General features: G+C 52.7%; 18 protein-coding genes. 15 read left to right on the forward strand and 3 right to left on the reverse strand.

From position 1 onward, the window contains the following. Positions 1–25: 25 nt before the first annotated feature. Positions 26–601, reverse strand: a complete 576-nt coding sequence (locus KGZ66_11810) for a hypothetical protein (protein ID MBS3986271.1) — start codon at positions 599–601, stop codon at positions 26–28. Continuing rightward, positions 520–777, reverse strand: coding sequence for a hypothetical protein (locus KGZ66_11815; protein MBS3986272.1), 258 nt, complete (start codon positions 775–777; stop codon positions 520–522). The genes KGZ66_11810 and KGZ66_11815 overlap by 82 nt, the downstream gene beginning before the upstream one ends. A gap of 163 nt (positions 778–940) precedes the next feature. On the opposite strand from KGZ66_11815, the gene KGZ66_11820 reads away from it, so the two are divergent. From KGZ66_11820 to KGZ66_11840, 5 genes are all read left to right on the forward strand, one after another. Next, positions 941–1150, forward strand: a complete 210-nt coding sequence (locus tag KGZ66_11820; GenBank protein ID MBS3986273.1) for an AbrB/MazE/SpoVT family DNA-binding domain-containing protein — start codon at positions 941–943, stop codon at positions 1148–1150. Then, positions 1147–1518 carry a type II toxin-antitoxin system VapC family toxin gene (locus KGZ66_11825; protein MBS3986274.1) on the forward strand — a complete coding sequence of 124 codons (372 nt, stop codon included), beginning with the start codon at positions 1147–1149 and terminating at the stop codon, positions 1516–1518. Before KGZ66_11820 ends, KGZ66_11825 begins: the two co-directional genes overlap by 4 nt. Positions 1519–1604: 86 nt before the next feature. Then, positions 1605–1919, forward strand: coding sequence for a nucleotidyltransferase domain-containing protein (locus KGZ66_11830; GenBank protein MBS3986275.1), 315 nt, complete (start codon positions 1605–1607; stop codon positions 1917–1919). Beyond that, entirely contained in the window at positions 1900–2067 is a 168-nt protein-coding gene (locus KGZ66_11835) for a hypothetical protein (GenBank protein ID MBS3986276.1), read from the forward strand. Before KGZ66_11830 ends, KGZ66_11835 begins: the two co-directional genes overlap by 20 nt. Then, the gene (locus tag KGZ66_11840) at positions 2068–2646 is read left to right on the forward strand and encodes an AAA family ATPase (protein ID MBS3986277.1); all 579 of its coding nucleotides are present in this window, start codon (positions 2068–2070) and stop codon (positions 2644–2646) included. It abuts the gene before it with no gap. Between the two features lie 44 nt (positions 2647–2690). Here KGZ66_11840 and KGZ66_11845 read toward each other — a convergent pair whose 3' ends face one another. Continuing rightward, the gene (locus KGZ66_11845) at positions 2691–3896 is read right to left on the reverse strand and encodes an ATP-binding protein (protein ID MBS3986278.1); all 1206 of its coding nucleotides are present in this window, start codon (positions 3894–3896) and stop codon (positions 2691–2693) included. Positions 3897–4086: 190 nt separating this feature from the next. Between KGZ66_11845 and KGZ66_11850 the strand changes: the two genes are divergently transcribed. The 10 genes from KGZ66_11850 to KGZ66_11895 form a co-directional block, all read left to right on the forward strand. Next, the gene (locus tag KGZ66_11850; GenBank protein ID MBS3986279.1) at positions 4087–4545 is read left to right on the forward strand and encodes a nucleotidyltransferase domain-containing protein; all 459 of its coding nucleotides are present in this window, start codon (positions 4087–4089) and stop codon (positions 4543–4545) included. A gap of 6 nt (positions 4546–4551) precedes the next feature. Continuing rightward, on the forward strand, positions 4552–5604 hold the full coding sequence (locus KGZ66_11855; protein MBS3986280.1) for a Fic family protein: 1053 nt from the start codon (positions 4552–4554) through the stop codon (positions 5602–5604). 487 nt (positions 5605–6091) lie between these two features. Then, complete coding sequence (gene galU / locus KGZ66_11860; protein MBS3986281.1) at positions 6092–6976, forward strand: UTP--glucose-1-phosphate uridylyltransferase GalU; 885 nt, start codon at positions 6092–6094, stop codon at positions 6974–6976. Further along, complete coding sequence (locus KGZ66_11865) at positions 6973–7731, forward strand: hypothetical protein (GenBank protein MBS3986282.1); 759 nt, start codon at positions 6973–6975, stop codon at positions 7729–7731. The genes galU and KGZ66_11865 overlap by 4 nt, the downstream gene beginning before the upstream one ends. A gap of 244 nt (positions 7732–7975) precedes the next feature. Further along, positions 7976–9838: a polysaccharide biosynthesis protein gene (locus KGZ66_11870; protein MBS3986283.1), complete on the forward strand. Its 1863-nt coding sequence runs from the start codon at positions 7976–7978 to the stop codon at positions 9836–9838. Beyond that, a complete protein-coding gene (locus tag KGZ66_11875; protein ID MBS3986284.1) occupies positions 9835–10473 on the forward strand; it encodes a sugar transferase in 639 nt (212 codons plus the stop codon). The genes KGZ66_11870 and KGZ66_11875 overlap by 4 nt, the downstream gene beginning before the upstream one ends. After that, the gene (locus tag KGZ66_11880) at positions 10430–11269 is read left to right on the forward strand and encodes an NAD-dependent epimerase/dehydratase family protein (protein ID MBS3986285.1); all 840 of its coding nucleotides are present in this window, start codon (positions 10430–10432) and stop codon (positions 11267–11269) included. The genes KGZ66_11875 and KGZ66_11880 overlap by 44 nt, the downstream gene beginning before the upstream one ends. A 64-nt stretch (positions 11270–11333) precedes the next feature. Next, a complete protein-coding gene (locus KGZ66_11885; protein MBS3986286.1) occupies positions 11334–12128 on the forward strand; it encodes an ABC transporter permease in 795 nt (264 codons plus the stop codon). Further along, on the forward strand, positions 12125–13375 hold the full coding sequence (locus KGZ66_11890) for an ABC transporter ATP-binding protein (protein MBS3986287.1): 1251 nt from the start codon (positions 12125–12127) through the stop codon (positions 13373–13375). Before KGZ66_11885 ends, KGZ66_11890 begins: the two co-directional genes overlap by 4 nt. Before the next feature lie 23 nt (positions 13376–13398). Then, the coding region (locus KGZ66_11895) for an FkbM family methyltransferase (GenBank protein ID MBS3986288.1) at positions 13399–15053 on the forward strand (1655 nt) is incomplete at its 3' end.

A 15053-nucleotide genomic window follows, 5' to 3' on the forward strand; every position in this document is an offset into this window, starting at 1 on the left:
GCGTCTGTCCCTTTTGCTTCGTGCTTCAAACCCTGTAGATAATCGCTTTGAACAGGTTCCCGTCGCGGTAGTCCACGAAGTCGATATGGGGGTGCTCTTTTAGTGCCCGCCTAATTCCGGTGCCTAAACCCCTGTACGGCAGCATCTTCGCCGCAAACGACGCCAGGATTGGATTGCGGATGTTGGAGTTGCCGTTCTTTATATGCTCTACAGTCAGATTATTGGGCAGATGCCCCGGGCTAACTATCTCAACACGGTCACTAAACACAAACACCCTTACCGGTGCCGAAACGAAATAGTCGCGATGTACCAGGGCATTTACAATTAGCTCCTCTAGCGTCACCTTGGGTATTTCCATCTCACCCACCGAGTTGACGCTTTTGTCTTTCTGCAGGCGTAACAAGTTGCGGCTCACAAACGCGAGTGTGTCCTTAAAAACCTGACGCAGCGCGCCAGCTATGTCTTCGCTGTCGGCATATTGCGAGGTGTGTATGTCAGTTCCGGGGAAAGACGCACACTTCACCACAAACGCCGGTAAGCGCCGCTCGGGTTCATGCTTGAAAAGGAGCGCCCCGGCGACATTAAAGACGCCGTCACGCATCCTTCAAGCTCCACATCGCCGTACTGCTGCTTGATGTAGTGACGAAACTCATGCATGTCGAGCGCGTCTACCGTCAAATTGTGGACAGGCACCTCATCCCCATGGATTAGGGAACTGCTCTGGAACATGCGCTGCATCTCTTCCCTGATTATGCGCAAGAGCTCCGCTGCTTCCATGCGGCACATCTCCCTTCGCTGGTAGTGTATGTAATTATTATAGACCGTGGGTTCTGCTACGGCAACATCGCTATGCAGCAAAAAGGCCATAAAAAGTTGCCATAGGGGGTCTAGTGCGGTACAATCACTTTACAAAGCCTGATCGATAAGGGGGCGTAAGTAGATGCATGCCGCTACAATTTCGGCAAAATACCAGATCGTAATTCCACGTGAGATTCGTAAGCAGTTCGCGCTCAAGCCCGGCCAAAAAGTAGTTTTTATCCCGTACAAACACACCCTGCGCGTAGTTGCTGTGCCGCCTATCGAAGAAGCCTATGGGTTTATTGCCGGCATAGATACCAGTGTCGAGCGTGACGAGCAGGATCGTGTATGAACATTGTCGATTCCTCGGGCTGGCTCGAGTATTTTGGCAAAGGCACCAACGGTAGGCGGTTTGCGTCAGTTATACAAGACACGGCCAACCTAGTGGTTCCAACCATTACTATGTATGAGGTTTTTAAGCGTATCCTTCAGCAGCGAGGGGAGGACGTTGCTTTAAGCGCCATAGGATGGATGGCCGTAGGCCAGGTTGCTACTCTTACCCAAGAGCTTGCCCTTGAAGCAGCAGTTCTCTCGCTGGAGCTCAAACTGCCTATGGCCGATAGCATTATCTTAGCCACAGCCTATGCCCATCAAGCTGTATTGTGGACGCAGGACGAGCATTTTAAGGGACTCTCTGGAGTGGAGTACATCCCGCGCTAGTAAACCCATTGTGCGCGAAGCAAAAGGCTCCGTCCCTTTTGCTTCAACCCACCCCGGGCCCGCCCCGTGAAAGGAGATAATGCGGTATGGTCAGAAGCTTCGCCGAAGCGGCAGCGGTAATACGCACCACAGTAATGGACAAGTACCCACAGGTTAGCCGCGCCTTTATCTTTGGGTCGTTTGCCGATGGCGTGCAGACTGCCGACAGCGACCTCGATGTGTTGATTGAGACGAGGGTTGCCATGGGGTTATCATTCCTGTCTCTTATTCAAGACATTGAGCGTGCGGCGGGCTTGGTGGTTGACGTCATTACCACAAGACAGGCGCTAGAGTTAGAGAGCAAGTTCGGCTATGAGATTACGAAGAAGGCGAGGATCGTATATGAGCGAGCAGAGGACTAAAGCAATTATTGCGCATATGCTGGAGGACTTAGCCGATATTCGTAATTTCACCTGCGGCATATCAAAGGAGCAGTTTCTCGTCAGTTCTCTAATTAAGAAGGTGCAGCGTGATGCCGGGCGAAGACGTTATCGCTATGTGCGCAGATAAATGAAAATCATTCTCGTCGGAGTAGCCTGTGTCGGCAAGTCGACGGTAGGTAAACTTCTTGCGGATAGCGTAGGCTACAAGTTCATTGACTTTGACGCTGAAGTTGAGAAGCATTTCAACCGTCCTATAACCCTGATTAAGAACCAGTTCTTCAGCGAGCATGGCTTTAGAGCGAAGGCGCAAGTCGTATTACACAGGATTCTTCACGAGAACAGCGATAATTTCGTGCTAACCATGCCGCCAGGTGGGTTGATGGACAGCTATTGGCGAATTATTAGGGCAGATGACAGTTTAACAACCATAGCGCTAAAGGACAGCCCAGAGAACATCTTGAAAAGGCTCGTGTTTTACGATGATTACTCGAGGCCGATGGCGTCGCCGGTAACCCATGAGAACGCATGGCGCTACCTGCGTGAAATAAAGTTAGACATGAGATATTTTGGACGGACGCACGCTAGAGCAAAGTTTCAGAAGCAGATAGATGGCAAGGGCGCGGCACAGGTGGCAGAGGACTTGCGGGAGATGCTGGGCCTGCAGCGATTGTTGCGGGACAATCACTTTGCAGAGCCTGATCGATAAGGGGGCGCGAAGCAAAAGGCTCCGTCCCTTTTGCTTCTTTTGCTTCAGCCGAGCAGCCACTCCACAATATTGGCGCAACGTATCCCCAGAAAGTCCCTAAACACGCATTCATCCATTGACAAAATTACCTTCGGGTAGTTGTCTGGAACAAGCTGCAGTGGCCTTAGTTCGCGTAGGCGCGTGTTCTCGTCCATAATCGTGGCCGCCACCTGGAAGTATATTTTCTCGTCTGCCTTCGTAGCCACAAAGTCGACTTCGTATTGGTCTAGCTTGCCGATGCATACGTCAAACCCGCGCCGTAAGAGCTCCATAAAGACGACGTTCTCCAGCATGTGCCCGTAATCCGTATTGCGCAAGCCCGTCAAGTGGTTGCGAATGCCGGCATCTACCATGTAGTACTTTTCTAGGGTCTTTAGGTGAAGCCTCCCCCTAAGATCATAGCGATTAGCGCGGTAGATAATATAGGCGTTCTCCAGCATGCGGAGGTAGTTGTCGATTGTCTCGCTGCTAGTTTTTCTGCCGCTACTGGTAAGATAATCGCTAATCTTCTTCGTCGAGACAATGTTACCCACATTTGCGGCCACAAACTTGACTACGCTTTCCAGTAGCGCAGGGTCGCGCACTTGGTTGCGCCAAATCACGTCCTTCATAATGACCGTGCTGTAGATGCCCGCAAGGAACGGCGCGATTGTTTCGGGCCTTTCTTTAAGCTCTACCACCAAAGGTAAACCGCCGTATCGCAGATAAGACGCGAACAGCTCCCTTGGCTTCCCTGCGATAGCCCCGTCATGGAAGTCGACATACTCGCGAAACGACAGGGGCTGCATCTTTATCTCCACGAAGCGTCCGGTAAGTAGCGTAGACAGCTCAGAGGACAAAAGGTAAGCGTTAGAGCCGGTAATGTACATGTCAACATCGCAGTCGACAAATAGCGAGTTTACCGCCTTCTCCCACGCCGGCACCTGCTGCACTTCGTCGAGCAGCACATAGTAGCGCCCACTTCGCTCCGTCATTCTGCCTAGCACCAGTTGATACAGCGCCTTGTAAGTAGTAACCTCGTCAAACTCAATAGACTCAAAGTTAATTCGTATGATGCGACTGCGGCTTACCCCTGCCACGTCAACAAGGTATTGCTCAAACAGCGACAACAATGTGGACTTCCCACAGCGCCTTATGCCCGTAATAACCTTGATTAGCGGCCTGTCGCGAAACGCCACTAGTTGGTCTAAGTAATAGTCTCGCCTCTTCATGCACCCACCTCCCTGTGACAATTATAGCCCAATAAAAATAAAAAATACACGCTTTTTTCGGATATAGACGAAAAAATAACCCCATCGCAACATTGTCTGCGGCAGGGATATCATGTAAACTGTAGACGATAAGGAATTAGTTCACCTTACCCCGGGCCCGCCCCGCGAAAGGGAACAGAGGAGGTGCCCCGTGGCTTCACTAATCGGTGCAGAACAACAAGCGTTCTTCGTGGCGCATGGTGTGCTTGCCGCGTACCTTTTTGGCTCGCGAGCAAAAGGTGAGGCTCGCCCGCATAGCGACTACGACCTCGCTGTCCTCTTTGCCGGTTACCGGCCCGAAGAGCACAACATCGCGTTACGTTTAGAAATGGCCGAGGAGCTCGCAGAGCGCCTTGGCGAGAAAGTTGACTTGGTATTTCTGCAGAGTGCATCTATTGTCATGCGGTTTGAGATTGTTTCTACAGGCAAGGTCGTATATTGCGCAAATGACGACGCCCGTACCGACTTTGAAGACTTGGTTTTTAGGGACTATCTCGATTTTAAGCCTTTCCTAGATCAGTATTACCGCGAAGTAGCCGAAGCCGTGAGAGGGGGCCACTTCTTTGCGAAGCAAAAAGCTCCGTCCCTTTTGCTTCGGCGAGGCAGGTGACCATATATGCGGGAGTTTAACTACAGGGCGATAGACGCCGAGCTGATGACGCCGGAGATAATGAACTTGGTGGCCGCGCTCCACGAGCACAAAGGCCGGCAGGCGCAGTTCCTAGCCGCAAAAGCCGATGTTCTGGAAGCGTTGCTGCGTGTGGCCAAAATACAGAGCACCGGTGCGTCAAACCGCATCGAGGGGATATTCACTTCCGAGGCTAGGCTCGAACAATTAGTCGCCCACAATGCCGAGCCGCTCACCCGAGACGAAGCAGAAATAGCCGGGTACAGAGAAGTGGTTAGCACCATACACGAAAACTACGCCCACATCGCTCTATCCCCAAACGTCATTCTGCAGTTGCACAGGGACTTGTACGCGTTTCACCCCTTAGCCTTTGCCGGCAAGTACAAGAACCAAGACAACGTCATAGAGGAAGAAGACGAGAGCGGGGGCAGGCGCGTCCGTTTTAAAGCACTCTCGGCTTTTGACACGCCACAAGCCTTGGCTAGTCTGTGCGAGGCGTATCACTCTGCTATCAGCGAAGGCAGGATTGACCCTTTGCTCCTGATAGCTAAATTCGTGCTGGATTTCTTGTGCATCCACCCCTTTAACGACGGCAACGGCAGATTGAGTCGCCTGCTAACGCTACTCCTGCTTTATCAGCAGGGTTACACCGTGGGCAAATACATCAGCCTAGAAGCTATCATCGAGCGCAGCAAAGAGAGCTACTACGAGAGCCTCAGGCAGAGCTCGCAAGGGTGGCACGAAGCCCGGCACAGCTACCAGCCGTTTGTGGCCTATCAGCTAGGGGTGCTCCTTAAAGCCTACAAGGAGTTTGCGGCGCGCCTAGAGCCGATTGTCGTCACCAAACTCGGCAAAGCAGACAGAGTGCGAGAGATGTTTACCCGGCAGCTCGGGAAAATCTCAAAGACCGACATTGTGCAGTGCTGCCCAGATATCAGCGTCACCACTATCGAAAAGGCTTTGGCCGATTTGTTGCAGGAGGGGTACATCAAGAAAGTCGGCTCAGGCCGGGCGACTGCGTACGTACGTCGACTTATCTAGGCAAATGCTGCTAACGGACCGGGTTTATGAATGCCCCTGCGCTCAACTCCTAATCAGGGCAATAAGGCTAATCAGGCTCTGGTTATCCTGAGCACCCCCGGTAATTGAGAGCCTGATTTCACTGATTACCCTGATTGGAAGGAGAGGCGCTTATAAAGGCCCTATGACGGCTCAGTGGTCAACTCCTAATCAGGGCAATAAGGCTAATCAGGCTCTGGTTATCCTAAGTAACCCCCGTAGTTTAGAGCCTGATTTCACTGATTACCCTGATTAGAGGGAAAAGTTGGAGACAAAATCCTCAATACTCAGTCCTAATCAGAGCAATAAGGCTAATCAGGCTCTGGTTATCCTAAGTAACCCCCCGTAGTTTAGAGCCTGATTTCACTGATTACCCCTGTGCTCAACTCCTAATCAGGGCAATAAGGCTAATCAGGCTCTGGTTATCCTAAGTAACCCCCGTAGACATTATCTCGAAAGGAGGCCACACATGAAGGTACGCAAAGCAGTAATCCCAGCGGCGGGGCTTGGCACACGCTTCTTGCCGGCCACTAAGGCGCAGCCCAAGGAAATGCTCCCCATCGTAGACAAGCCCACGCTGCAATACATAGTAGAAGAAGCAATCGCCTCAGGCATAGAAGAAATACTTATAATCACCGGCCGCAATAAAAAGTCCATCGAAGACCACTTCGATAAATCTGTCGAGCTAGAGCTAGAGCTAGCGCAAAAAGGCAAGCACGAGCTGCTAGAGCAAGTGCGGCGCATATCCGATTTGGTCAACATCCACTACGTCCGGCAAAAAGAGCCTAAAGGCCTAGGGCACGCCGTCTACTGCGCACGTAGCTTCATCGGCAACGAGCCCTTTGCCGTGCTGCTCGGCGACGACATTGTAGACGGAGAGCCACCCTGTCTAGCGCAGCTAATCCGGCAATACGACGAACACCAAGCTACCATCCTCGGCGTGCAAGAAATCCCGCGCGAGGACGTTAAAAAGTACGGCATTGTCGCCGGGCAGATGCTAGAAGACCGCCTGTGCAAAGTCACCGACCTGGTAGAAAAGCCCGCCGTAACCGATGCTCCCTCGAACATAGCCATCCTCGGCCGCTACATCATCACCCCGCGCATTTTCGAGCTCTTGCAGCACGCGCGCCCCGGCGCCGGCGGCGAAATTCAGCTGACCGATGCGCTTAAGGACCTAGCCCGCCTCGAACCCATGTATGCCTATAGCTTCAGCGGGCGGCGCTACGACGTAGGCGACAGACTAGGTTTCTTGGAGGCCACAATCGACTTTGCCCTGCGGCGCGCAGACCTTAAGGGAGACCTGCTTAAATATCTACACAGGGTACTAAAAAACGAGGGAGGCAAAACCCAGTGAAGCAAAAAGCTCCGTCCCTTTTGCTTCAACTGCGCGGCAACCAAGTTCTCGTCGGCGATGATGTTCAGCCGGTAATACCTGCGGTGCGCAGGTTAGCTGACGCGCGCTATGCTTTTTGTGACGAAGCAGCCGCGGGTATGGACGAGCTCTACTATATGTACCGCGATGTGGCACGCTGCGTAGACAAACCGGTTCTCTTGCAACACGGCCTGCGCTTTGACGTCACACTAATTCCGCCCGGTCTGATTGGGCAGGAGTTTAACAAGACCGTTGGCCACTACCACCCCCTTAAGCCCGGTACCTCAGTAACTTACCCCGAAGTATACGAAGTGCTGCACGGCGAAGCGACCTACCTGCTGCAGCGCCCCTGCGCAGGCGGGGTAGACGACGTGGTGGCCATTAAAGCTACGGCGGGCGACAAAGTAGTTATCCCGCCCGGCTATGGCCACATAACCATTAACGCCGGCACCGAGACGCTGCTAATGTCTAACTGGGTGGCCAGCGACTTTGAGTCCGTCTATGCAGACTATAAGGCGCTGCGCGGTGGGGCGTACTACTTGGTATCGGAAAGCGGTCTAGCACAGTGGCGTCCTAACCCACGCTACGCAAAGAACGCCCCCCTACGGTTTGCGGGCACAAAAGATTACCCCGAGTTTGGGCTAACTTCACTAGAGCCGATGTATAATCTCATTCTAAAAGAACCGGCTCTGCTAAAGTTCGTAACACAGCCTGAGCTAACAGCATGGGAGCCCTAAGGGCTCCCTTTCACACAACTTTTACAATCGCAGGCTAGCTTATCTACGCGCAAACCCAGTAGAATACTGGTGTCGAAAAAACACTGGCATCCAGTTGACAACTCTAGCATTTTGGCGTAGTGTTGTCTTGCTGTCTTGACTCCACCTATTAACATTGTAGTAAGTTCTATGTCGAGGCTTGTCGAAATCTGTCGCAAGATTCGACAGCGCGCAAATTACCTAAGCGTAAGGGGACGAACCCACCATGAGCTTGCTGTGGAAATATAAACTGCTTCTTGCGTTAAGCGATGTAGTGGCGCTGGCGGCCTCCGGGCTGGCAGGGCTACTTCTTCGCTTTGATGGCTATTTGCCACCAATTTTTTACGGCACATGGCTTAGGTACTTGCTCCTAGTCGCACCCGTGTATCTCGTGGTCTACTACAGCTTTGGCCTTTACAGCCGCATCTGGCGCTATGCTTCAGTCCGCGACCTGTTGTCAATTGTCCTTGCTGTCGGCTTGGCAACCACTTCACTGTTCGTTGTGTTCTATGCTGTACCCAATATGGGTTTCCCGCGGAGCGTTTTTGTAATGCAGTTCTTCTTGAATGTGGCCGCCGTAGGCGGGACGCGTTTTGGCATTCGGGTAGTAGACAACCTCACCAGGCGTAGCGGCCGTGCCCCTGGCCGCCAGAAGGTGCTTGTTATCGGCGCTGGTGATGCCGGCAGGTCTTTGGTAGAAGAGATTGCCAAACACCCAGAGCTTGATTACAGTATTATAGGGTTTCTGGATGACGACCCTGCGAAATCTGGCATGCAACTGGCCGGAATTCGTATTTTGGGCCGTGTGTCGCTGCTTGAACAAGTGGCGACAGAACAGGGAATTGAACATGTCATTATTGCCATGCCTTCCGCTCCTGCGGTCCTTGTACGCGATATCACACTGCGCTGCCGAAAGCTCAATATTATGCCAAAAACTGTCCCTAGCCTGCATAGGCTCCTGCGTGACAGCTTCAAAATGAACGAAGTGCGAGATGTGCAAATTGAAGATATTCTCCCCCGCCCAGAGGTAAAGATGAACGGCGATACTATCAACAGCTACATTCGAGGCAAGCGAGTTCTTATAACCGGCGCAGGCGGCAGCATTGGCTCCGAGCTCTCGCGGCAGATTGCGCGCCTTAACCCCGAACACCTTCTCTTGCTGGGGCGTGGTGAAAACAGCATCTTCGAGATACACCGCGAGTTAACCGGCGCTTACCAACTGCTCCCCATTACGCCGCTCATTGCAGACATACGGGATGCAGTGCGCATTAACGCCGTATTTACTGGATACGAACCGCACGTCGTCTTTCACGCGGCAGCCTACAAGCACGTTCCCCTTATGGAGAGCCACCCCGCAGAGGCGCTACAGAACAACGTCCTAGGAACAAATAACGTAGCTCTCGCGGCTTTGCATCACCATACGGAACGCTTCGTCCTAATATCTTCGGATAAAGCGGTTAACCCAAGTGGAGTGATGGGTGCCTCAAAGCGCCTTGCCGAGGTTCTGCTGCAGGGCCTAAACAATAATGGTCCATCAACCAAGTTTATGTCCGTACGTTTTGGCAATGTATTGGGGAGCCGCGGCAGTGTCATACCCATCTTCAAAGAGCAAATCGCCAAGGGCGGCCCCGTTACCGTAACTCACCCCGATATGATGCGCTATTTCATGACCATACCTGAGGCCGTGAGCCTAGTTATCCAGGCTGGCGCAATGGGGAACGGAGGCGAGGTGTTTGTGCTTGATATGGGGCGCCCTGTCAAGGTGCTAGACCTCGCCCTAGACCTAATTAACTTATCCGGTTTGCGGCCGTATCAAGACATACCCATCGTGTTCTCCGGTTTACGGCCGGGAGAAAAGCTTGTCGAAGAAATCCACACGGGTGCCGAAGGCTTGCACCCCACCAAAAACCCACATATATTCGTTACTAGCCCGCCCTTCGTGGACCAAGACACTTGGAGAAATGTGTCTACCGCAACTAAAACTCTGAGCCAGCGCTGTACCTCAGAGGAACTTATGGAGTTTGCCCGCAGTGTGGAGGCCTTGCTGCTAACCCAAGCTGCTGCCACATTAGAACGGCTATTGCCATGAACAGTGCCCATCTACGCATAAAGCGCCTTGTGGACCTATTTGTTGCACTAATTGCCATCTTACTACTATCCCCATTGTGCGGACTCATAGCCATTCTAATTAAAGTGGAGTCCCGTGGCCCAGTCTTGTTCCTGCAGCGCCGCATCGGCAAAGACAATACCGAGTTCCAAATGCTTAAATTTCGTACTATGTATGCTAACACCCCACCCAATGTCCCTACCCACCTCCTAGCATCGCCCGAAACTTACATCACCAAAGTAGGACGGGTCCTAAGGCGCACCAGCTTAGACGAGCTCCCACAGCTAATCAACATTCTGCGGGGAGACATGAGCTTAGTGGGCCCCCGCCCTGCCCTGTGGAATCAATACGACCTTACCGCCAAACGACAGGCAAACGGCGCAAACGCGCTTCGCCCCGGCATTACTGGGTGGGCGCAGGTCTCAGGTCGCGACAGTCTGTCTATTGACGAAAAGGCGCAGTATGACGGCCATTATGCCAAGCACTTAAGCCTAGCCTTTGACGCCAAAATACTGTTCCTCACGGCATGGAATGTGATCTTGGCGAGAGGTGTATTAGAGGGGGCGAGCACCGATGCGGCGAATAATCATAACGGGGGCCGGGAGCTACATCGGTGAGAGCCTCGCTAGCTGGTTAGAAACCTACCCCGGGCAGTATGCGGTGGAAGTAGTCGATACCCTAGGCAACTGCTGGCTGAACAAGGACTTTCGCGGAGCTGATGCGGTTGTAAATGTGGCTGGTATCGCCCATGTACGCGAGAATAGGCAGAATGCGACGCAATTCTACCTAGTAAATCGTGACCTAGCCTGCGCTTTAGCGCAAAAAGCAAAAGTGGACGGGGTGCAGCAGTTCATCCAACTTAGCTCCATGAGCGTTTATGGGCTTGACGAAGGCGTAATAACCGCAGAAACCAAACCAGCCCCGCGCAGTCACTACGGACTTTCTAAGCTGCAGGGGGAACAGCTGATTTCGGAATTGGCGGACGAGAGTTTCCGCGTTGCCATTGTCCGCGCTCCTATGGTTTATGGCAAAGGGTGCCCCGGTAACTACCAGCGCTTGCGTCGCCTAGCCTTGCTCACGCCGGTCTTTCCGAGCATAAGAAACCAGCGCAGCATGATTTATATCGACCACCTTTGCGAGTTCATCCGGGGCTTGGTAGATAACAGTGTCGAAGGCGTTTTCTTCCCACAGAACAAAGAATACGTATGCACATCAGAAATGGTTAGGCTCATTGCCCAAATGCACAGGAAGAAGGTCTGCCTTACTCCTGCTCTTAACGCCTTGTTACAGCACATTAAGCTAGGTATGTTGCGAAAGCTCTTTGGCGACTTAGTCTACGTGGAGGACTCATCGCCGTCTGTTGACCACAGTATGTATGACTTTGAAGAAACCATATGGCTGACGGAGCTGTAGGTAATGCGAGGCTGTTACAGTGTTGTACAGTTGTAGCTTACCGGTGGGCTCAGTAGGAGGTTTTATGCTGGGATTAATGACCGGGGCATGGCGTTACCGACACTTTATCGTATCTTCTATCCGTTCTGAGTTGCGCACGCGTTTTGTTCGCAGTAAGCTCGGCGGGCTTTGGATGATATTACATCCTTTAGCGCAGGTCGCTACTTTTGCTTTTGTGCTCTCCGCAGTGCTATCGGCGCGCCTACCCGGGATAACGAACAGGTTTACCTATGCCGTCTACTTGACAGCAGGCACCTTGGCATGGTCGCTGTTTTCGGAAATTGTCACGCGTTCGCTCACTATATTTGTGGACAATGGGAACCTCATGAAAAAGGTGTCCTTCCCCAGGATTACACTTCCTCTAATCCTTGCCGGTAGTGCGCTCGTCAATAATATTATGCTTCTAGGCGCTAGTCTTGTAATATTTGCTCCGCTTGGGCACCTGCCTTCATATCATGTCTTTTGGGTCCCTTTATTGATGCTTGTTGTTGCGCTGTTTGGCGTCGGTCTAGGACTGGTGTTGGGGGTGCTGAATGTGTTTATGCGGGACATAGCACAAGTCATTCCTGTGGTCCTGCAGTTTGGTTTTTGGTTTACCCCCATTGTGTACATGCCGGACATCTTGCCTCAAGCATATCGCAATTGGATGGTCTTCAACCCCATGTACCATCTAGTCAGGTCGTATCAAAACGTTATGGTATTTGGGGAGGCTCCGCTATATGAAGGCGTCGCAGCAGTAGCAGCAATAGCACTCATTCTTATGGGTATGGCGCTATTCCTGTTTCGGAAGGCGGCAGCGGAAATGGTAGACGCCCTATGAGTGTGCAATTGCATGTTGAAGACTTGGGAAAGGCATATAGGCGGTACCGCAGTGAAATACAGCGGATTTGGACATGGTTCGGCGGCAAAGCCGCTCCGCTAGAAGAGCACTGGGTACTACAAAATGTGGGGTTCTTAGTCACCGCAGGAGAGGCAGTTGGCATAATCGGCCCAAATGGTGCGGGGAAGAGCACGCTCCTAAAACTCATTACAGGCACTGCCCGTCCCACAGCAGGGCGAGTAAGGTCATTTGGGCGCATTTCAGCTATCCTCGAACTAGGTATGGGCTTTAACCCAGAACTGACTGGACGGCAGAACGCATATCATTCCGCTGGGCTTATGGGCCACAGTGTTCCAGTAATAACACGGATTATGCCAGAGATTGAAGCTTTTGCTGAAATCGGCGAGTACTTTGACCAACCAGTGCGCATCTATTCTAGCGGCATGCAGGCTCGTCTAGCCTTTAGTGTCGCCACCGCTTTCCGTCCGGATTTGCTGATCGTCGATGAGATTCTGTCTGTCGGGGACAGCTATTTTCAACACAAGAGCTTTGACAGAATACGCCGCTTTAAGGATCAGGGTAGTTCTATTCTATTGGTCACACATAGCCTCGGTGATGTTAAGGCCATTTGCGACCGTGCGATTCTTCTTGACGGCGGTAGGGTAGTTAAAGATGGGCTCCCTGACGAAGTCGTAGATTACTACAACGCCTTGATTGCCGAGAAAGAGAACGCCAAACTGAGCATCGAGCAGCGGCGCGAAAAGAACGGCTGGTTAGTAACGCGCTCGGGTACCCTGCAAGCAAACATAAAGAGCTTGGCTTTGCTCGATGCAGAAACGCAAGAACCAGTCGAAGTTGCGCGGGTGGGGCAAAAGTTGGAGCTTAAGCTTGTCGCGTCAATTAACGAGGCAGTTCCTCGGTTGGTGCTAGGCTACATGTTGCGTGACCGGACAGGCCACGTAGTCTGGGGGACAAACACATGGCATACTGGGCAGATCATAAGGAATCTGCAGGCAGGAGAAGAAGTAGAGTTCTGCTTGCCTTTCTCCTGTACCCTAGGGCCAGGCTCGTATTCCTTTAGTCCGGCACTAGTTAGCTCAGACACCCATCTAGAAAACAATTACGAATGGGTCGACAACATCCTAGTGTTCGACGTCGTAAATGCGGACTACCGAGTCTTCATCGGTTCAAGTTGGTTGGACGCATCTTTCACCATAACTACTAAGACAAAACAAGAGCTAACCTAACGATGGTGGTAGGAGGCTAGAGAGTGCTTACATCATATGCACAAAACTTCGAGGATGTTATGCTTTGGAGGGCTCTAAAGGATGTTGGCAAAGGTTTTTATATTGACGTTGGAGCGCAGGACCCGGTAGTCGATTCCGTTAGCTTGGCGTTTTATGAGCAGGGCTGGCGCGGTGTTCATGTGGAACCCGTGACGAAGTACGCGGAGAAACTTCGTGCGGCGCGCCCGGACGAAGTCGTAATTCAAGCCGTCATTGGAGGCGGTAGCGGCGTTAGAAGCCTCTTTGAAATTGAAGATACGGGATTGAGCACAGGGGACGCTCATGTTGCGGCCATGCACACAAGAAACGGCTTCCCCATTAGCGAGACAGTTGTCCCTACCATTTCTCTGGGTGACTTGCTAGAAATGTACAAGGCGCAACCCATCCATTGGCTTAAAATCGATGTCGAGGGCATGGAAGCAGAGGTGCTCCAGAGTTGGCAACCATCCGAAGTGCGCCCTTGGATAGTGGTGATTGAAAGCACCTTGCCAACGACCCAGACTGAAACCCATCTGCAATGGGAAGCATTTATTTTGGCCCTTGGGTATGACTTTGTATATTTTGACGGGCTAAACCGCTATTATGTTTCCCGATGCCAAGAGAGGCTAAAAGTGTTCTTCGGTACTCCACCGAATTTTTTTGATGGATTTGCCCTGAGTGGGACAAGTGGAGTCTTCTGCACCTTGCTTAACAAAAGCCTTGCCGAGCGTGAGCGCGAAGCAAACGCCGCTAGAACGCAGGTAGCGGAACTGCAAGGACGCGTCACCCTGGGGCAGGAAGAGATGCAACGCCTAACGGCGGCTGTGACCGAGCGCGAGCGCGAAGCAAACGCCGCTAGAACGCAGGTAGCGGAACTGCAAGGACGCGTCACCCTGGGGCAGGAAGAGATGCAACGCCTAACGGCGGCTGTGACCGAGCGCGAACGTGAGGCAATCGCGGCTAGAGCGCAGGTAGTGGAACTGCAAGGGCGCGTCACGCTAGGGCAGGAAGAGATGCAACGTCTAAGGGCAGATGTAGCAGAGCGCGAACAACAAGCAAGCACCGCAAGGGCTCAGGTAGCTGAACTACAAGGGAGAGCCACAGTCGCGCAAGAAGAGATTCAACGCCTAATAGCAGCTGTAACCGAGCGCGAGCGCGAAGCAAACGCCGCTAGAGCGCAGGTGGCGGAACTGCAAGGGCGCGTCACACTAGGGCAGGAAGAGATGCACCGTCTAAGGGCAGCCGTAACAGAGCGCGAGCGCGAAGCAAACGCCGCTAGAACGCAGGTGGCGGAACTGCAAGGGCGCGTCACACTAGGGCAGGAAGAGATGCACCGTCTAAGGGCAGCCGTAACAGAGCGCGAGCGCGAAGCAAACGCCGCTAGAACGCAGGTGGCGGAACTGCAAGGGCGCGTCACACTAGGGCAGGAAGAGATGCAACATCTAAGAGTAGCTGTAACCGAGCGCGAGCGCGAGACAAACACCGCAAGGGCACAGGTAGCTGAGCTACAAGGGAGAGCCGCAGTCGCGCAGGAAGAGATGCAGCGCCTAACGGCGGCTGCAACCGAGCGCGAGCGCGAGGCAATCGCCGCTAGAACGCAGGGAGCGGAACTGCAAGGACGCGTCACCCTGGGGCAGGAAGAGATGCAGCGCCTAACGGC

The organism is Selenomonadales bacterium (assembly GCA_018335585.1).
Lineage (GTDB): Bacteria > Bacillota > UBA994 > UBA994 > UBA994 > UBA994.